The sequence below is a fragment of the Streptomyces sp. NPDC088785 genome (assembly GCF_044750685.1).
In the GTDB taxonomy this organism is placed as follows: Bacteria; Actinomycetota; Actinomycetes; order Streptomycetales; family Streptomycetaceae; genus Streptomyces.
Genome location: NZ_JBIVKH010000001.1, coordinates 713,930 through 730,770, shown reverse-complemented (window position 1 = coordinate 730,770; position 16,841 = coordinate 713,930). Strand labels below are relative to the sequence as shown.

Here is a 16,841-nt window from a genome sequence, read left to right as displayed (position 1 = left end):
AAGGGACAACCATGGAAGCCAGGGCCCAGGCGCGGTACATCCGCGTCACGCCCATGAAGGCCCGCCGCGTGGTGGACCTCATCCGTGGCATGGATGCCACGGAGGCTCAGGCGGTCCTGCGTTTCGCCCCGCAGGCCGCGAGCGTGCCGGTCGGCAAGGTGCTGGACAGCGCCATTGCCAACGCCGCGCACAACTACGACCACCCGGACGCCACGTCGCTGTTCATCAGCGAGGCGTTCGTCGATGAGGGCCCGACCCTGAAGCGGTTCCGTCCGCGTGCCCAGGGCCGTGCCTACCGGATCCGCAAGCGGACCTCCCACATCACCGTGGTCGTCAGCAGCAAGGAAGGAACCCGGTAATGGGCCAGAAGGTAAACCCGCACGGGTTCCGGCTCGGTGTCACGACCGACTTCAAGTCGCGTTGGTACGCCGACAAGCTGTACAAGGACTACGTCAAGGAAGACGTCGCCATCCGTCGGATGATGACGTCCGGCATGGAGCGCGCCGGCATCTCGAAGGTGGAGATCGAGCGCACCCGTGACCGCGTGCGTGTGGACATCCACACCGCTCGTCCCGGCATCGTCATCGGCCGCCGTGGCGCCGAGGCCGACCGCATCCGCGGTGACCTCGAGAAGCTCACGGGCAAGCAGGTCCAGCTGAACATCCTCGAGGTCAAGAACCCCGAGACGGACGCTCAGCTCGTGGCCCAGGCCGTCGCGGAGCAGCTGTCCTCCCGCGTCTCCTTCCGTCGCGCCATGCGTAAGAGCATGCAGTCGGCGATGAAGGCGGGCGCCAAGGGCATCAAGATCCAGTGTGGCGGTCGTCTCGGCGGTGCCGAGATGTCCCGTTCGGAGTTCTACCGCGAGGGCCGTGTGCCCCTGCACACGCTCCGCGCCAACGTGGACTACGGCTTCTTCGAGGCCAAGACGACCTTCGGCCGCATCGGCGTGAAGGTCTGGATCTACAAGGGCGACGTCAAGAACATCGCCGAGGTTCGCGCCGAGAACGCCGCGGCCCGCGCCGGCAACCGTCCGGCCCGTGGCGGCAACGACCGCCCGGCCCGTGGTGGTGGCCGTGGCGGCGAGCGTGGCGGTCGCGGTCGCAAGCCGCAGCAGCAGTCCGCGCCGGCTGCCGAGGCCCCCAAGGCCGACGCTCCCGCCGCTGCCGCTCCGGCTGCTGAGAGCACCGGAACGGAGGCCTGACCGAAATGCTGATCCCCCGTAGGGTCAAGCACCGCAAGCAGCACCACCCGAAGCGCAGCGGTATGTCCAAGGGTGGCACGCAGGTTGCGTTCGGTGAGTACGGCATTCAGGCCCTCACCCCGGCGTACGTGACGAACCGTCAGATCGAGGCCGCTCGTATCGCCATGACGCGTCACATCAAGCGTGGCGGCAAGGTCTGGATCAACATCTACCCGGACCGCCCCCTCACCAAGAAGCCTGCCGAGACCCGCATGGGTTCCGGTAAGGGTTCCCCGGAGTGGTGGGTCGCCAACGTCAAGCCCGGACGCGTGATGTTCGAGCTGTCGTACCCCAACGAGAAGACCGCGCGCGAGGCGCTGACTCGTGCGGCTCACAAGCTGCCGATGAAGTGCAAGATCGTCAAGCGCGAGGCAGGTGAAGCGTGATGTCGACCGGTACCAAGGCGTCAGAGCTGCGCGAGCTGGGCAACGAGGAGCTCCTCAACAAGCTCCGCGAGGCCAAGGAAGAGCTGTTCAACCTCCGCTTCCAGGCGGCGACCGGTCAGCTCGAGAACCACGGCCGGCTCAAGGCCGTCCGTAAGGACATCGCGCGGATCTACACCCTCATGCGCGAGCGCGAGCTGGGCATCGAGACGGTGGAGAGCGCCTGATGAGCGAGAAGACTGTGACTGAAGAGACTGCCGCCCGCGGCTTCCGCAAGACCCGTGAGGGCCTTGTTGTCAGCGACAAGATGGACAAGACCGTCGTCGTCGCTGTCGAGGACCGCGTCAAGCACGCGCTGTACGGCAAGGTCATCCGCCGTACGAACAAGCTCAAGGCGCACGACGAGCAGAACGCTGCCGGCGTCGGCGACCGCGTCCTCCTGATGGAGACGCGTCCGCTGTCGTCGACCAAGCGCTGGCGCATCGTCGAGATCCTCGAGAAGGCCAAGTAATTCTCTGAGGGGTATCCCTCAGGGTTCGTTCCGCCAGGCTCCTGGGGCAGTTCGCTGAACTGCCCCGGGGGAACCGGCAGACAAACAGGAGATAGACGTGATCCAGCAGGAGTCGCGACTTCGTGTCGCCGACAACACGGGTGCGAAGGAAATCCTCACCATCCGTGTTCTCGGTGGCTCGGGTCGCCGCTACGCGGGCATCGGTGACGTCATCGTCGCCACCGTCAAGGACGCGATCCCCGGTGGCAACGTGAAGAAGGGTGACGTCGTCAAGGCGGTCATCGTTCGCACCGTCAAGGAGCGTCGCCGTCCGGATGGCTCGTACATCCGCTTCGACGAGAACGCCGCCGTCATTCTGAAGAACGACGGCGACCCCCGCGGCACCCGTATCTTCGGCCCGGTCGGCCGTGAGCTGCGCGAGAAGAAGTTCATGAAGATCATCTCGCTCGCGCCGGAGGTGCTGTAAGCATGAAGATCAAGAAGGGCGACCTGGTCCAGGTCATCACCGGTAAGGACAAGGGCAAGCAGGGCAAGGTCATTGCCGCTTACCCGCGCGACGAGCGCGTCCTGGTCGAGGGTGTCAACCGGGTCAAGAAGCACACCAAGGCCGGCCCCACGGCCTCCGGCTCGCAGGCCGGCGGCATCGTCACGACCGAGGCCCCCGTCCACGTCTCCAACGTCCAGCTGGTCGTGGAGAAGGACGGCAACAAGGTTGTGACGCGCGTCGGTTACCGCTTCGACGACGAAGGCAACAAGATCCGCGTTGCCAAGCGGACGGGTGAGGACATCTGATGACGACCACCACCACTTCCCCGCGTCTGAAGCAGAAGTACCGCGACGAGATCAAGGGCAAGCTGCAGGACGAGTTCTCGTACGAGAACGTCATGCAGATCCCCGGTCTGGTCAAGATCGTGGTCAACATGGGTGTCGGCGACGCCGCGCGCGACTCGAAGCTCATGGACGGTGCCGTCCGCGACCTGACCACCATCACGGGTCAGAAGCCGGCCATCACCAAGGCCCGCAAGTCCATCGCGCAGTTCAAGCTGCGTGAGGGCCAGCCGATCGGTGCCCACGTCACGCTCCGTGGCGACCGCATGTGGGAGTTCCTGGACCGCACCCTGTCGCTCGCGCTCCCGCGCATCCGCGACTTCCGTGGTCTGTCCCCCAAGCAGTTCGACGGCCGTGGCAACTACACCTTCGGTCTCACCGAGCAGGTCATGTTCCACGAGATCGACCAGGACAAGATCGACCGCGTCCGGGGTATGGACATCACCGTGGTCACCACGGCGACCAACGACGCTGAGGGCCGCGCGCTCCTTCGTCACCTCGGCTTCCCGTTCAAGGAGGCGTAAGCGAGATGGCGAAGAAGGCTCTCATCGCGAAGGCTGCCCGCAAGCCCAAGTTCGGCGTGCGCGCGTACACCCGCTGCCAGCGCTGCGGTCGTCCGCACTCCGTCTACCGCAAGTTCGGCCTGTGCCGCGTGTGCCTTCGTGAGATGGCTCACCGTGGCGAGCTGCCGGGCGTGACCAAGAGCTCCTGGTAGTCCCCGCTCTTCGGGACTGCCTGGATCTCTCGGTAAGTAAAGGGTCGGCAGAGACTCCCGCTCTCATGGCTTAGGCTAGGAGGGTTGGGCGCTCTGCCGCCCGACCGCCCGCGGGCCAGGCCCGCAAATGGATGCTTACTACGCCGTAGGTCCCCGCGCCGCACCCGTCCCGCCCCTGTGTGGGGAGAGGGATGGCGCATACAGGAAACCCCGGCGAGAGAGGCCGAAGGCCAATTCATGACCATGACTGATCCGATCGCAGACATGCTTACGCGTCTGCGGAACGCGAACTCGGCGTACCACGACACCGTGGCTATGCCGCACAGCAAGATCAAGTCGCACATCGCCGAGATCCTCCAGCAGGAGGGTTTCATCACCGGCTGGAAGGTCGAGGACGCCGAAGTCGGCAAGAACCTCGTCCTGGAGCTGAAGTTCGGCCCGAACCGTGAGCGTTCGATCGCCGGCATCAAGCGCATCTCCAAGCCGGGTCTGCGCGTTTACGCGAAGTCCACCAACCTGCCGAAGGTCCTCGGTGGCCTGGGCGTGGCGATCATCTCCACGTCGCACGGTCTCCTGACCGGCCAGCAGGCAGGCAAGAAGGGCGTGGGTGGGGAAGTCCTCGCCTACGTCTGGTAGCGGAAGGGAACAGGAGGAAACAGCTATGTCGCGTATTGGCAAGCTCCCCATCACGGTTCCCGCCGGCGTGGACGTCACCATCGACGGCCAGACGGTCACGGTCAAGGGCTCCAAGGGCACCCTGACCCACACCGTCGTGGCGCCGATCGAGATCGCCAAGGGCGAGGACGGCGTCCTGAACGTCACCCGCCCCAACGACGAGCGTCAGAACAAGGCCCTGCACGGCCTGTCCCGCACGCTGGTGGCGAACATGATCACCGGCGTGACCACGGGTTACGTGAAGAAGCTCGAGATCAGCGGTGTCGGTTACCGCGTCCTGGCGAAGGGCTCCAACCTGGAGTTCTCGCTCGGCTACAGCCACTCGATCACGGTCGAGGCGCCCGAGGGCATCTCGTTCAAGGTCGAGTCGCCGACCAAGTTCTCGGTCGAGGGCATCGACAAGCAGAAGGTCGGCGAGGTTGCGGCCAACATCCGCAAGCTGCGCAAGCCCGACCCGTACAAGGCCAAGGGCGTCAAGTACGAAGGCGAAGTCATCCGCCGCAAGGTCGGAAAGGCGGGTAAGTAAGCCATGGCATACGGTCAGAAGATCGCTAAGGGCGACGCTTACAAGCGTGCGGCAATCAAGCGCCGCCACATCCGTATCCGCAAGCACATCTCGGGTACGGCCGAGCGTCCGCGCCTGGTCGTGACGCGCTCGAACCGCAACATCGTGGCCCAGGTCATCGACGACGTTAAGGGTCACACCCTCGCGTCGGCGTCGACCCTGGACACCTCGATCCGCGGTGGCGAGGGCGACAAGTCCGCCCAGGCCAAGTCGGTCGGCGCCCTGGTCGCCGAGCGTGCCAAGGCCGCCGGTGTCGAGGCTGTCGTGTTCGACCGTGGTGGTAACCAGTACGCCGGGCGCATCGCCGCCCTGGCGGACGCCGCCCGCGAAGCCGGACTGAAGTTCTGATCCGGTTCCGTAGCTAGCGGAAACAGAGAGAGGTAATTCCAATGGCTGGACCCCAGCGCCGCGGTGGCGGTGCCGGTGGCGGCGAGCGGCGGGACCGGAAGGGTCGCGACGGTGGCGCTGCTGCCGCCGAGAAGACCGCGTACGTTGAGCGCGTTGTCGCGATCAACCGCGTCGCCAAGGTTGTGAAGGGTGGTCGTCGCTTCAGCTTCACCGCGCTGGTCGTGGTGGGCGATGGTGACGGCACCGTCGGTGTCGGTTACGGCAAGGCCAAGGAGGTGCCGGCCGCCATCGCCAAGGGTGTTGAGGAGGCCAAGAAGCACTTCTTCAAGGTCCCCCGTATCCAGGGCACCATCCCGCACCCGATCCAGGGTGAGAAGGCTGCCGGCGTCGTGCTGCTCAAGCCCGCGTCCCCCGGTACCGGTGTTATCGCCGGTGGCCCGGTGCGCGCCGTGCTCGAGTGCGCCGGCGTTCACGACATCCTGTCGAAGTCCCTGGGCTCCGACAACGCGATCAACATCGTGCACGCGACCGTGGCGGCCCTCAAGGGCCTGCAGCGTCCCGAGGAGATCGCGGCCCGCCGTGGTCTGCCCCTCGAGGACGTCGCCCCCGCGGCTCTTCTCCGTGCGCGTGCCGGGGCTGGTGCGTAATGGCGCAGCTCAAGATCACGCAGGTGAAGTCGTACATCGGCAGCAAGCAGAACCACCGTGACACCCTGCGTTCCCTTGGTCTCAAGGGCATCAACACGCAGGTCGTCAAGGAGGACCGCCCCGAGTTCCGCGGCATGGTGCACACCGTCCGCCACCTCGTGACGGTTGAGGAGGTCTGATCATGGCGGAGAACAACCCGCTGAAGATCCACAACCTCCGTCCGGCCCCCGGTGCCAAGACCGCGAAGACCCGTGTCGGTCGTGGTGAGGCGTCGAAGGGTAAGACGGCCGGTCGTGGTACCAAGGGCACGAAGGCCCGTTACCAGGTTCCGGAGCGCTTCGAGGGTGGCCAGATGCCCCTCCACATGCGTCTCCCGAAGCTGAAGGGCTTCAAGAACCCCTTCAAGGTCGAGTTCCAGGTCGTGAACCTGGACAAGCTCGCCTCGCTGTACCCCGAGGGTGGCGAAGTCACCGTCGAGGGTCTGGTGGAGAAGGGTGCTGTCCGCAAGAACAGCCTCGTCAAGGTCCTGGGCCAGGGCGAGATCACCGTGGCGCTCCAGGTGACGGTGGACGCCGTCTCCGGTTCCGCCAAGGAGAAGATCACCGCCGCCGGCGGTACGGTCACCGAGCTCGTCTGAGTCCATCGGACGTCTCGATGACGTGAACGATCCCGACCGGGGATACTCCACAAAAGGGGTATCCCCGGTTGGTCGTTCCTAGGGGGGCAGGTACGCCGGTAAGGTGGCCTCCGCTGTTAATTTCTGGGATCTGTGTGCCCCCGGCACCAATCACGGACCTTGACCGTTACGTATTCGTCGAATCCTCAAGACCGTCACCTCTGACGCACGCGCGCGGGGGTCGCAGGAGGCACCGTGCTCACCGCGTTCGCCCGGGCGTTCAAGACGCCCGACCTGCGCAAGAAGCTGCTCTTCACGTTGGGCATCGTCGTGATCTACCGGCTCGGCGCGCATGTGCCGATCCCCGGGATCGACTACACGAGCGTCCAGACGTGCATGGACCAGTCCAGTTCCACCACCGGCCTGTTCGGCCTGGTGAACATGTTCAGTGGTGGCGCGCTGTTGCAGATCACGGTCTTCGCGCTCGGCATCATGCCGTACATCACCGCGAGCATCATTCTGCAACTGCTCACCGTGGTGATCCCGCGGCTGGAGGCCCTCAAGAAGGAGGGTCAGGCCGGCACGGCGAAGATCACGCAGTACACGCGCTACCTGACCGTGGCTCTCGCCATCCTCCAGGGCACCGGCCTGGTGGCCACCGCCCGCACCGGGGCGCTCTTCCAGGGCTGCTCCGTGGCGAGCCAGATCGTTCCCGACCAGTCGATCTTCATCACCGTCACCATGGTCATCGTCATGACCGCCGGCACCTGCGTGATGATGTGGCTCGGTGAGCTGATCACCGACCGCGGCATCGGCAACGGCATGTCGATCCTGATGTTCATCTCGATCGCGGCCAGCTTCCCGGCCTCGCTGTGGGCCATCAAGCAGCAGGGCTCGCTGGCCGACGGCTGGATCGAGTTCGGCACCGTCATCCTCGTCGGCCTCGTCATGGTCGGCCTGGTGGTCTTCGTCGAGCAGGCCCAGCGCCGGATCCCGGTCCAGTACGCGAAGCGCATGATCGGCCGCCGGTCCTACGGCGGTACGTCGACGTACATCCCGCTCAAGGTGAACCAGGCGGGTGTGATCCCTGTCATCTTCGCCTCGTCGCTCCTCTACATCCCGGCACTCGTCGCCCAGTTCGCGGGCGGCAACTCCAGCTGGAAGCTGTGGATCGACGACCACCTGACCAAGGGAAATCACCCGATTTACATCGTCACGTACTTCCTCCTGATCGTTTTCTTCGCGTTCTTCTACGTGGCGATCTCGTTCAACCCCGAGGAAGTCGCGGACAACATGAAGAAGTATGGTGGCTTCATCCCGGGCATCCGGGCTGGCCGACCGACCGCTGAGTACCTTTCGTACGTGCTCAACCGGATCACCTGGCCGGGTTCGCTGTACTTGGGTCTGATCGCTCTCGTACCGACGATGGCGTTGGTTGGTTTCGGGGCAAGCCAGAACTTCCCCTTCGGCGGCACCAGCATCCTCATCATCGTGGGTGTCGGTCTTGAGACGGTGAAGCAGATCGAGAGCCAGCTCCAGCAGCGCAATTACGAAGGGTTCCTCCGCTGATGCGAATCGTCCTCGTCGGGCCGCCGGGTGCTGGCAAGGGAACGCAGGCCGCGTTTCTCGCTCAGAACCTGTCGATCCCGCACATCTCCACGGGCGACCTCTTCCGTGCCAACATCAGCAAGGGCACGGATCTCGGCAAGCAGGCGAAGTCCTACATGGACGCGGGCCAGCTGGTACCGGACGAGGTCACCATCGGGATGGCCAAGGACCGCATGGAGCAGCCGGACGCCGTGAACGGCTTCCTGCTCGACGGCTTCCCCCGCAACGTCTCGCAGGCCGAGGCGCTGGACGTCGCCCTCAAGGCGGACGACGTGAAGCTGGACGCGGTCCTGGACCTGGAGGTCCCCGAGGACGAGGTGGTCAAGCGCATCGCCGGCCGCCGCATCTGCCGCAACGACTCCGCGCACGTCTTCCACGTCGCGTACAAGCAGCCCGAGGCCGAGGGTGTCTGTGACACCTGTGGCGGCGAGCTGTACCAGCGCGACGACGACAAGGAAGAGACCGTGCGCAAGCGGCTCGAGGTCTACCACACGCAGACCGAGCCGATCATCGACTACTACCGGGAGCAGGGGCTCGTCGTGACGATCTCCGCCCTCGGCAAGGTCGAGGAGGTCACGGCGCGGGCCATGGAGGCCCTGGGGCGCTAGTCGCCCCCGCACTTCCGTACGTGGCTGAGGCCGCGGTTCCCCGTCCGGGGGGCCGCGGCCTTAGTGTTGGTGTACGTACACCCCGTACCGGATGACGGAGAGCGCAGGCCCCCATGGTGCAGATCAAGACCCCCGACCAGATTCGCAAGATGCGGGAGGCGGGGCTTGTCGTCGCGGCGATCCACGCCGCGACCCGTGAGGCGGCCGTGCCCGGCGCCACCACCCGGGACCTGGACGAGGTGGCGCGCAAGGTGCTCGACGAGCACGGCGCGAAGTCGAACTTCCTGGGCTACGGCGGGTTCCCCGCCACCATCTGCACCTCGAAGAACGAGGTGGTGGTGCACGGCATCCCCAGCGAGAAGGTGGTCCTGGAGGACGGCGACATCATCTCCATCGACTGCGGCGCGATCGTGGACGGCTGGCACGGCGACGCGGCGTACACGGCGTTCGTCGGGTCCGGTCACGCCCCGGAGCTGATCGAGCTGTCCCGGGTGACCGAGGAGTCGATGTGGGCCGGGATCGCCGCCATGAAGAGCGGCAACCGGCTGGTGGACGTCTCCCGGGCCATCGAGACGTACATCCGCCGCCAGCCGAAGCCCGGCGGCGGCAAGTACGGCATCGTCGAGGACTACGGCGGCCACGGCATCGGCACCGAGATGCACATGGACCCGCACCTGCTGAACTACGTCGAGCGGCGCCGCGGCAAGGGCCCCAAGCTGGTCCCCGGCCTCTGCCTCGCCATCGAGCCGATGGTCGCCCTGGGCACGCCGCGCACCGCGGTCCTGGAGGACGACTGGACGGTCGTCTCCACGGACGGCACCTGGTCCTCGCACTGGGAGCACTCGGTGGCGGTGACGGAGGAGGGCCCGCTGGTCCTGACGGCGCCGGACGGCGGCCGGGCGAAGCTCGCCGAGATGGGGATCACGGCCGCGCCGGATCCGCTGGCCTGAGCGCGAAAGTCGCCCGGGTGGCGGGCTTAGTGATCTCTCTGGTAGGGGAGAATCCCTGGATTCGTCTTTCCGGGGGTACTGACGTAGACTGACGCGTCGGCTCTCGTGTATTGGCATGTCTGCATGCGAAGCGGGAGTCGATCAAGGTAGTCGATTCGAAGGGCGAAGCGTGGCCAAGAAGCAAGGTGCCATCGAGATCGAGGGCACTGTCGTCGAGTCTCTTCCGAACGCCATGTTCAAGGTCGAGCTCCAGAACGGCCACCAGGTCCTGGCACACATCAGCGGCAAGATGCGCATGCACTACATCCGTATCCTCCCTGACGACCGGGTCGTGGTGGAGCTGTCTCCGTACGACCTGACGCGTGGCCGGATCGTCTACCGGTACAAGTAGATCTTGCCCGAGTCCCGCTTCCTGCGGGCCGCCGGCAACTGACCCGGAGAACCTCACCCATGAAGGTCAAGCCGAGCGTCAAGAAGATCTGCGACAAGTGCAGGGTGATCCGCCGTCACGGCCGGGTCATGGTGATCTGCGACAACCCGCGCCACAAGCAGCGCCAGGGCTGACGCACGACTGACTGCAGTTCGTTCGCAGAGATTCGCGCGACGCACGCAACACATCGAGTACATGTGCAGAACCCGCCGGCGGTGGATCACTCACCGTGGCGACACCCTCAGTCGGAGGCTGAGGACCCAGGTAGTACCTCATACGGCGCCTGGGACCGGTTCTGCTGCAGACCTCCGAATATCAACAGGAGCCATGAATGGCACGCGTTGAAGGCGTTGACCTCCCGCGCGAAAAGCGCATCGAGGTCGCCCTCACCTACGTGTTCGGCATCGGGCGCACCCGCGCCCAGCTGACGCTGGACACGGTCGGTATCGACCGCAACACCCGTGTTCGCGACCTGAGCGAGGAAGACCTCGTCAAGATCCGCGAGTACGTGGACCAGAACTTCCAGACCGAGGGTGACCTCCGTCGCGAGATCCAGGCCGACATCCGCCGCAAGGTCGAGATCGGCTGCTACCAGGGTCTGCGCCACCGTCGTGGTCTGCCGGTCCGCGGCCAGCGCACCAGCACGAACGCTCGTACCCGCAAGGGCCCGCGTCGCGCCATCGCCGGCAAGAAGAAGCCGGGCAAGAAGTAGTCCTCAGCGGACGCTTTTCAGCGGTCTTCGCTGTAGGACCGACCACCTCCCGTAGGAGAACGACATGCCCCCCAAGGGACGTCAGGGCGCTGCCAAGAAGGTGCGCCGCAAGGAAAAGAAGAACGTCGCTCACGGCCACGCGCACATCAAGAGCACGTTCAACAACACGATCGTGTCCATCACGGACCCGACCGGCAACGTGATCTCGTGGGCCTCCGCCGGCCACGTGGGCTTCAAGGGCTCGCGCAAGTCGACGCCGTTCGCCGCGCAGATGGCCGCCGAGTCGGCCGCCCGTCGCGCGCAGGAGCACGGCATGCGCAAGGTCGACGTGTTCGTCAAGGGCCCGGGCTCGGGTCGTGAGACCGCCATCCGTTCGCTTCAGGCGACCGGTCTCGAGGTCGGCTCCATCCAGGACGTCACGCCCACCCCGCACAACGGCTGCCGTCCGCCCAAGCGTCGCCGCGTCTGATCTGACGTACGACTGCTTGGTCTGAGGTTTTCGGGCGGTACGGCTCCTCGGGGTCGTGCCGCCCGTACCCTTGTACTCGCAGTACATATCGGGCTCGCGCCCGGTGGCAGGGCATCAAATAGTGGGTGCCCCTGACTGAAGGATCGCAACATGCTGATTGCTCAGCGTCCCTCGTTGACCGAAGAGGTCGTCGACGAGTTCCGCTCCCGGTTCGTCATCGAGCCGCTGGAGCCGGGCTTCGGCTACACCCTCGGCAACTCCCTCCGCCGGACTCTTCTGTCCTCGATCCCGGGTGCGGCCGTCACGTCCATCCGGATCGACGGTGTCCTGCACGAGTTCACCACCGTGCCGGGCGTCAAGGAAGACGTCACCGACCTGATCCTCAACATCAAGCAGCTGGTCGTCTCCTCGGAGCACGACGAGCCGGTCGTGATGTACCTGCGCAAGCAGGGCCCGGGTCTGGTCACCGCCGCCGACATCGCGCCCCCGGCCGGTGTCGAGGTGCACAACCCCGACCTCGTCCTCGCCACGCTCAACGGCAAGGGCAAGCTGGAGATGGAGCTGACCGTCGAGCGCGGTCGCGGCTACGTCTCCGCCGTGCAGAACAAGCAGGTGGGTCAGGAGATCGGGCGCATCCCGGTCGACTCGATCTACTCGCCGGTCCTCAAGGTCACGTACAAGGTCGAGGCCACGCGTGTCGAGCAGCGCACCGACTTCGACAAGCTGATCGTCGACGTCGAGACCAAGCAGGCCATGCGTCCCCGTGACGCCATGGCGTCGGCCGGCAAGACCCTGGTCGAGCTGTTCGGTCTCGCCCGCGAGCTGAACATCGACGCCGAGGGCATCGACATGGGTCCGTCCCCGACGGATGCCGCCCTGGCCGCCGATCTGGCCCTGCCGATCGAGGAGCTGGAGCTCACCGTCCGGTCGTACAACTGCCTCAAGCGCGAGGGCATCCACTCCGTGGGTGAGCTCGTCGCCCGCTCCGAGGCCGACCTGCTCGACATCCGCAACTTCGGTGCGAAGTCGATCGACGAGGTCAAGGCCAAGCTGGCCGGCATGGGTCTCGCCCTGAAGGACTCGCCTCCCGGGTTCGACCCGACCGCCGCCGCCGACGCCTTCGGCGCCGACGACGACGCCGACGCCGGATTCGTCGAGACCGAGCAGTACTGAGCCGCTCCTCCGGGAGCCCGGCTCGACGACCGCGCGTCCGTCGCGACGGGTCGTGCGGTTCCCCGCGCCCCCTGGGGGCGCGGGTCTCCGACGGGCAATCCTGCCCGCTCGGACACTGACCCCGGTACCTGATACGGCCGGGGCAGACACCAAGGAGAAACACCATGCCGAAGCCCGCCAAGGGTGCCCGTCTGGGCGGCAGCGCCGCGCACGAGAAGCTGCTTCTCGCGAACCTCGCGAAGTCGCTCTTCGAGCACGGCAAGATCACGACGACCGAGGCCAAGGCCCGTCGTCTGCGTCCGTACGCGGAGCGTCTGGTCACCAAGGCGAAGAAGGGCGACCTTCACAACCGCCGTCAGGTGCTCACGGTCATCACGGACAAGAGCGTCGTCCACACGCTCTTCACCGAGATCGCCCCGCGCTACGAGAACCGTCCGGGTGGTTACACCCGTATCACCAAGATCGGTAACCGCCGTGGCGACAACGCGCCCATGGCCGTCATCGAGCTGGTCGAGGCCCTGACGGTCGCGCAGCAGGCCACCGGTGAGGCCGAGGCCGCCACCAAGCGTGCCGCCAAGGACGCCGAGCCGAAGACCGAGGCTCCGGCCGAGGTCGTCGAGGACGCCAAGCCGGCCGACGAGGCCGCCGCCGAGGAGTCCAAGGACGCCTGAGGCCCCGCGCCTCGAGTGCTGAGCGGGTCCGCCCTCCGGGGCGGGCCCGCTCTTCCCGTCTCTAGCGAGGGAATGTTCTGGTGAGTGATGAAGCAGCGGACGGGTTCGTGCGGGTACGGCTCGACCTGTCCTACGACGGCGCCGACTTCTCCGGGTGGGCCAAGCAGGCCGGCGGGCGGCGGACCGTGCAGGGGGAGATCGAGAGCGCGCTGCGCACCGTGACCCGCTCGGAGCGGACGTACGAGCTGACCGTGGCCGGGCGCACCGACTCCGGGGTGCACGCGCGCGGGCAGGTGGCCCACGTCGACCTGCCGCTGGACGTGTGGGCCGAGCACCGGGAGAAGCTGCTGAAGCGGCTCGCCGGGCGGCTGTCCAAGGACGTCCGGGTGTGGTCCGTGGCGCCCGCGCCGAGCGGTTTCAACGCACGGTTCTCCGCCGTGTGGCGGCGGTACGCGTACCGGGTCACCGACCACCCCGGCGGCGTCGACCCGCTGCTGCGCGGGCACGTGCTGTGGCACGACTGGCCGCTGGACGTCGCGGCGATGAACACGGCCGCGCGGGACCTGCTCGGCGAGCACGACTTCGCCGCGTACTGCAAGCGGCGCGAGGGCGCCACGACCATCCGCACGCTCCAGGAGCTGAGCCTGGTGCGCGGCGACGACGGGGTGATCACCGCGACCGTGCGGGCCGACGCCTTCTGCCACAACATGGTGCGCTCGCTGATCGGCGCCCTGCTGTTCGTCGGCGACGGGCACCGGGCGCCGGACTGGCCCGGCAAGGTGCTCGCCGCCGGGGTGCGGGACTCGGCCGTGCACGTGGTGCGGCCGCACGGGCTCACCCTGGAGGAGGTCGGCTACCCGGCCGACGAGCTGCTGGCCGCCCGCAACCGCGAGGCGCGCAACCGGCGGACCCTGCCGGGGGCGGGCTGTTGCTGAAGTAACTCGTGTACATCCCAGGCAACTTGGATATGCTTCCGCGATCCGGCCACGGGGAAACGAAAGGGGTGGCCGGGTGACCGTGTGGTTGCGCGGGACCTGGGGGGTTTCCGTCGATGGCTTCATCCGGCTCGGTGCGGTCCCGCGGGCGCCGCGCCGCACCTCGACATGACACGGAGCGGTTCGGACTGCTGCCGCCGCCGCCCTCGGACCGGGAGAAGTACTCCTACGCCCGACGGCGGCTGTGGGTCCTGACGACCGGCTCGCTCGTCAGCTTCGGCTGCCTGGTGGCCAGTCAGGTCCAACTGGCGCGGTCCGCACCGCTGTTGTGGGCGTACGCGCCGCTGCTCGCCTTCAGCGTCGTCTACTACCTCGTGTCGCTGCGGGTGAACGGCTTCTCCCGGGACTTCGACCTCAGGCGGCACCGCCGTCTGGTGCGCGGCTGGCGGCCCCGGGACCATCCGTCCGTCGACGTGTTCCTGCCGGTGTGCGGGGAGCCGATCCAGGTGCTCCACAACACCTGGCGGCACGTGCGGGCGATGGCCGACCGCTATCCGGGCGTGTGCGTGCCGTTCGTCCTGGACGACGGCGCCTCCCCGGAACTCGCCGCGATGGCGCGGGACTTCGGGTTCCGGTACGGCGCCCGGGAGAACCGCGGCTGGTTCAAGAAGGCCGGGAACCTGCACTTCGGGTTCGGCCGGTCCGACGGCACCTACATCCTGATCCTGGACGCCGACTTCACCCCGCGCGCCGACCTGCTCCAGGAGCTGCTGCCCTACCTGGAGTCCGACGAGCGGGTCGGCATCGTGCAGTCGCCGCAGTACTTCCGGGTGCTCGACTCGCAGAACTGGATAGAGCGCGGCGCCGGCGCCGTGCAGGAGCTGTTCTACCGGTCCGTGCAGGTGTCCCGGCAGGGCAGCGACGGCGCCATCTGCGTCGGCAGCTGCGCCGTGTACCGGCGGACCGCGCTGGAGGCCAACGGCGGGAGCACCCTCATCGAGCACTCCGAGGACGTGCACACCGGGTTCGACCTCCGCGGCCTCGGCTGGGACCTGCGCTATGTGCCGGTCGCCCTGTCCACCGGGGTGTGCCCGGACACCGTCGGCGCCTTCCTCCACCAGCAGTACCGGTGGTGCGCGGGCTCCATGAGCCTGCTGGGCAGCGCCAAGTTCTGGCGGCGCAGGATCAGGCTGTCGACCCGGCTCTGCTACCTGTCCGGGTTCTTCTACTACATCCACACGGCCCTGTTCACCTTCGCCGCCCCCGTCGTGCCGCTCGTGCTGCTGCTCGTCCTGCCCGGCAAGCTGCTGGTCGAGAACCTCCAGCTGGTGCTCCCCAGCGTCCTGTACGCCACGCTCGTCTTCCCGATGTGGCACCGCACGCCGTACCGGCTGGAGGCCTGGGCCGCCCGCCTGATGTACGGCTGGGCGCACGTCTTCGCCCTCTGGGACATCCTGCGCGGGCGCCGGCTCGGCTGGCGGCCCACCGGTTCCTCCGGCGCGCGCGGCGAGGGGACGCGCAGGTTCTGGATCGGCATGTGGGCGTGGAGCGGCGGCACGGCGGCGCTGTGGGTGGGCCTTGCGGTCTGGCGGACCCTCACCATGAACGCCCCCGACTTCGCCCTGATCCTGTCCTCCGGTCTGTTCTACGCGCTCGTCGTGGGCCGGGTTCTCGTGCAGCCCCGAGCGGAGAGTGCCCCGTGACGCCCCTCATACCGACGCGGACGACGACCCGGACGGGCCTGCGCGGCACGGGCCTGCTGCTCGCCGCGGTCCTCGCGCTCGGCGGCTGCTCGCTGCCGGGCGGCGACTCCGGGGCGCGCAGCGGCGGCCCGGGCCCGCGCGGCGGCGACGGCGGCCCGGCGGCGCCGTCCGGGACGCGCCCGCCCTACGACGTGACCCCGCTGCTCAAGCCCGCCAGGAAGTACTTCGGCGCGGCCGTCGACGGCGCCCCGACCTCCATGAAGCCCGTCGAGGCGTACGCCCGGCTGACGGGCAAGCGGCCCAACCTCGTCGAGTACTACGCGGCCTGGGGCGACGGCTTCGACGCCACCGGGGTGCGCAACGCCTGGCGCGCGGGGGCGCTGACCCTGATGTCCTGGGAGCCGTTCGACGCGCCGCTCGCCGACATCGCCGCCGGCGAGCGGGACACCTACCTGAAGTCGTACGCGGCCGCCGTGAAGAAGCTGAACCTGCCCGTCGTCATCGACTTCGCCGACGAGATGAACGGCCCCTGGGAGAAGTGGGGCACCCGGCACGCCACCCCCCGGCAGTACGTCGCCGCCTGGCGGCACATCCACGACACGTTCGCCGAGGCGGGCGCCTCGAACGTGATCTGGGCCTGGGCGCCGAACGTCGTCGAACCCATGCCCGACGTGCGTCTCGCGCCCTACTACCCGGGCGACGACTACGTGGACTGGGTGGGCCTGGTCGGCTACTTCTCCGGCCCCCGGGCGACCTCGTTCGACGCCGTCTTCGGCCGGACGATCCGCGAGATCCGGCGGTTCAGCGCCAAGCCGCTGCTGCTCCTGGAGACCGCCGCGGACCCGGGGCCCCGGCGCGCCGCCGCCGTGCGCCACCTGTTCGCGGGCGTCGAGGGCGACGACGACCTGATCGGGTTCGTCTGGTTCGACTACGACAAGCGGGCCGACTGGCGGCTGGCGGCGAGCCCGTCCGGCCTCCGGCAGTTCCGCCGGCTCGCCGCAGACGACCGCTTCGGCTTCGACGTCCGGAACCCGCGGTGAACCCCGGCGGCCGC

27 protein-coding genes are annotated in these 16,841 nt (G+C 67.5%); all 27 read left to right on the top strand.

Annotated features, from left to right (window positions below):
* Positions 1 to 11 precede the first annotated feature (11 nt).
* The 27 genes from rplV (at position 12) to ACIP5K_RS03155 (ending at position 16,827) form a co-directional block, all read left to right on the top strand.
* Positions 12 to 359: a 50S ribosomal protein L22 gene (gene rplV / locus ACIP5K_RS03285; protein ID WP_401405262.1), complete on the top strand. Its 348-nt coding sequence runs from the start codon at positions 12 to 14 to the stop codon at positions 357 to 359.
* Positions 359 to 1,201, top strand: coding sequence for a 30S ribosomal protein S3 (gene rpsC / locus ACIP5K_RS03280; protein ID WP_018528355.1), 843 nt, complete (start codon positions 359 to 361; stop codon positions 1,199 to 1,201). Before rplV ends, rpsC begins: the two co-directional genes overlap by 1 nt.
* Positions 1,202 to 1,206: 5 nt before the next feature.
* A complete protein-coding gene (gene rplP, locus ACIP5K_RS03275; RefSeq protein WP_018528356.1) occupies positions 1,207 to 1,626 on the top strand; it encodes a 50S ribosomal protein L16 in 420 nt (139 codons plus the stop codon).
* Positions 1,626 to 1,850 carry a 50S ribosomal protein L29 gene (gene rpmC / locus ACIP5K_RS03270; RefSeq protein WP_018528357.1) on the top strand — a complete coding sequence of 75 codons (225 nt, stop codon included), beginning with the start codon at positions 1,626 to 1,628 and terminating at the stop codon, positions 1,848 to 1,850. The genes rplP and rpmC overlap by 1 nt, the downstream gene beginning before the upstream one ends.
* The gene (gene rpsQ / locus ACIP5K_RS03265) at positions 1,850 to 2,134 is read left to right on the top strand and encodes a 30S ribosomal protein S17 (protein WP_401404397.1); all 285 of its coding nucleotides are present in this window, start codon (positions 1,850 to 1,852) and stop codon (positions 2,132 to 2,134) included. Before rpmC ends, rpsQ begins: the two co-directional genes overlap by 1 nt.
* Before the next feature lie 97 nt (positions 2,135 to 2,231).
* Positions 2,232 to 2,600: a 50S ribosomal protein L14 gene (gene rplN / locus ACIP5K_RS03260; protein WP_003974257.1), complete on the top strand. Its 369-nt coding sequence runs from the start codon at positions 2,232 to 2,234 to the stop codon at positions 2,598 to 2,600.
* Positions 2,601 to 2,602: 2 nt separating this feature from the next.
* On the top strand, positions 2,603 to 2,926 hold the full coding sequence (rplX, locus tag ACIP5K_RS03255; protein WP_016645174.1) for a 50S ribosomal protein L24: 324 nt from the start codon (positions 2,603 to 2,605) through the stop codon (positions 2,924 to 2,926).
* Positions 2,926 to 3,486, top strand: coding sequence for a 50S ribosomal protein L5 (rplE, locus tag ACIP5K_RS03250; protein ID WP_401404394.1), 561 nt, complete (start codon positions 2,926 to 2,928; stop codon positions 3,484 to 3,486). Before rplX ends, rplE begins: the two co-directional genes overlap by 1 nt.
* 5 nt (positions 3,487 to 3,491) lie before the next feature.
* Positions 3,492 to 3,677, top strand: coding sequence for a type Z 30S ribosomal protein S14 (locus ACIP5K_RS03245; RefSeq protein WP_003956452.1), 186 nt, complete (start codon positions 3,492 to 3,494; stop codon positions 3,675 to 3,677).
* A gap of 237 nt (positions 3,678 to 3,914) precedes the next feature.
* Positions 3,915 to 4,313: a 30S ribosomal protein S8 gene (rpsH, locus tag ACIP5K_RS03240; protein WP_018528360.1), complete on the top strand. Its 399-nt coding sequence runs from the start codon at positions 3,915 to 3,917 to the stop codon at positions 4,311 to 4,313.
* A 25-nt stretch (positions 4,314 to 4,338) separates the two neighbouring features.
* Positions 4,339 to 4,878: a 50S ribosomal protein L6 gene (gene rplF / locus ACIP5K_RS03235; protein WP_351458220.1), complete on the top strand. Its 540-nt coding sequence runs from the start codon at positions 4,339 to 4,341 to the stop codon at positions 4,876 to 4,878.
* Between the two features lie 3 nt (positions 4,879 to 4,881).
* On the top strand, positions 4,882 to 5,265 hold the full coding sequence (rplR, locus tag ACIP5K_RS03230) for a 50S ribosomal protein L18 (RefSeq protein WP_018528362.1): 384 nt from the start codon (positions 4,882 to 4,884) through the stop codon (positions 5,263 to 5,265).
* A gap of 41 nt (positions 5,266 to 5,306) precedes the next feature.
* A complete protein-coding gene (gene rpsE, locus ACIP5K_RS03225) occupies positions 5,307 to 5,912 on the top strand; it encodes a 30S ribosomal protein S5 (RefSeq protein ID WP_016645168.1) in 606 nt (201 codons plus the stop codon).
* Complete coding sequence (gene rpmD / locus ACIP5K_RS03220) at positions 5,912 to 6,091, top strand: 50S ribosomal protein L30 (protein WP_052580766.1); 180 nt, start codon at positions 5,912 to 5,914, stop codon at positions 6,089 to 6,091. Before rpsE ends, rpmD begins: the two co-directional genes overlap by 1 nt.
* Before the next feature lie 2 nt (positions 6,092 to 6,093).
* The gene (gene rplO, locus ACIP5K_RS03215) at positions 6,094 to 6,549 is read left to right on the top strand and encodes a 50S ribosomal protein L15 (RefSeq protein ID WP_111663854.1); all 456 of its coding nucleotides are present in this window, start codon (positions 6,094 to 6,096) and stop codon (positions 6,547 to 6,549) included.
* Positions 6,550 to 6,783: 234 nt separating this feature from the next.
* On the top strand, positions 6,784 to 8,097 hold the full coding sequence (gene secY, locus ACIP5K_RS03210; RefSeq protein WP_401404390.1) for a preprotein translocase subunit SecY: 1,314 nt from the start codon (positions 6,784 to 6,786) through the stop codon (positions 8,095 to 8,097).
* The gene (locus ACIP5K_RS03205) at positions 8,097 to 8,744 is read left to right on the top strand and encodes an adenylate kinase (RefSeq protein ID WP_401404388.1); all 648 of its coding nucleotides are present in this window, start codon (positions 8,097 to 8,099) and stop codon (positions 8,742 to 8,744) included. The genes secY and ACIP5K_RS03205 overlap by 1 nt, the downstream gene beginning before the upstream one ends.
* 113 nt (positions 8,745 to 8,857) lie before the next feature.
* Positions 8,858 to 9,694 (top strand): type I methionyl aminopeptidase, encoded by an 837-nt coding sequence (gene map, locus ACIP5K_RS03200; RefSeq protein WP_401404386.1) that lies wholly within the window; start codon positions 8,858 to 8,860, stop codon positions 9,692 to 9,694.
* Between the two features lie 169 nt (positions 9,695 to 9,863).
* Positions 9,864 to 10,085 carry a translation initiation factor IF-1 gene (gene infA, locus ACIP5K_RS03195; RefSeq protein ID WP_003948620.1) on the top strand — a complete coding sequence of 74 codons (222 nt, stop codon included), beginning with the start codon at positions 9,864 to 9,866 and terminating at the stop codon, positions 10,083 to 10,085.
* A gap of 59 nt (positions 10,086 to 10,144) precedes the next feature.
* On the top strand, positions 10,145 to 10,258 hold the full coding sequence (gene rpmJ, locus ACIP5K_RS03190; RefSeq protein ID WP_003974245.1) for a 50S ribosomal protein L36: 114 nt from the start codon (positions 10,145 to 10,147) through the stop codon (positions 10,256 to 10,258).
* A 197-nt stretch (positions 10,259 to 10,455) separates the two neighbouring features.
* Positions 10,456 to 10,836, top strand: coding sequence for a 30S ribosomal protein S13 (rpsM, locus tag ACIP5K_RS03185; RefSeq protein ID WP_401404384.1), 381 nt, complete (start codon positions 10,456 to 10,458; stop codon positions 10,834 to 10,836).
* A gap of 64 nt (positions 10,837 to 10,900) precedes the next feature.
* Positions 10,901 to 11,305, top strand: a complete 405-nt coding sequence (gene rpsK, locus ACIP5K_RS03180) for a 30S ribosomal protein S11 (protein WP_003948617.1) — start codon at positions 10,901 to 10,903, stop codon at positions 11,303 to 11,305.
* 150 nt (positions 11,306 to 11,455) lie between these two features.
* Positions 11,456 to 12,478 carry a DNA-directed RNA polymerase subunit alpha gene (locus ACIP5K_RS03175; protein WP_003966937.1) on the top strand — a complete coding sequence of 341 codons (1,023 nt, stop codon included), beginning with the start codon at positions 11,456 to 11,458 and terminating at the stop codon, positions 12,476 to 12,478.
* Positions 12,479 to 12,642: 164 nt separating this feature from the next.
* Entirely contained in the window at positions 12,643 to 13,149 is a 507-nt protein-coding gene (gene rplQ / locus ACIP5K_RS03170; protein WP_111663859.1) for a 50S ribosomal protein L17, read from the top strand.
* 80 nt (positions 13,150 to 13,229) lie between these two features.
* Positions 13,230 to 14,084, top strand: a complete 855-nt coding sequence (truA, locus tag ACIP5K_RS03165; RefSeq protein WP_401404381.1) for a tRNA pseudouridine(38-40) synthase TruA — start codon at positions 13,230 to 13,232, stop codon at positions 14,082 to 14,084.
* Between the two features lie 287 nt (positions 14,085 to 14,371).
* Entirely contained in the window at positions 14,372 to 15,787 is a 1,416-nt protein-coding gene (locus ACIP5K_RS03160) for a glycosyltransferase family 2 protein (protein ID WP_401405260.1), read from the top strand.
* On the top strand, positions 15,784 to 16,827 hold the full coding sequence (locus ACIP5K_RS03155; protein WP_401404380.1) for a glycoside hydrolase family 26 protein: 1,044 nt from the start codon (positions 15,784 to 15,786) through the stop codon (positions 16,825 to 16,827). Before ACIP5K_RS03160 ends, ACIP5K_RS03155 begins: the two co-directional genes overlap by 4 nt.
* Positions 16,828 to 16,841: the final 14 nt, after the last annotated feature.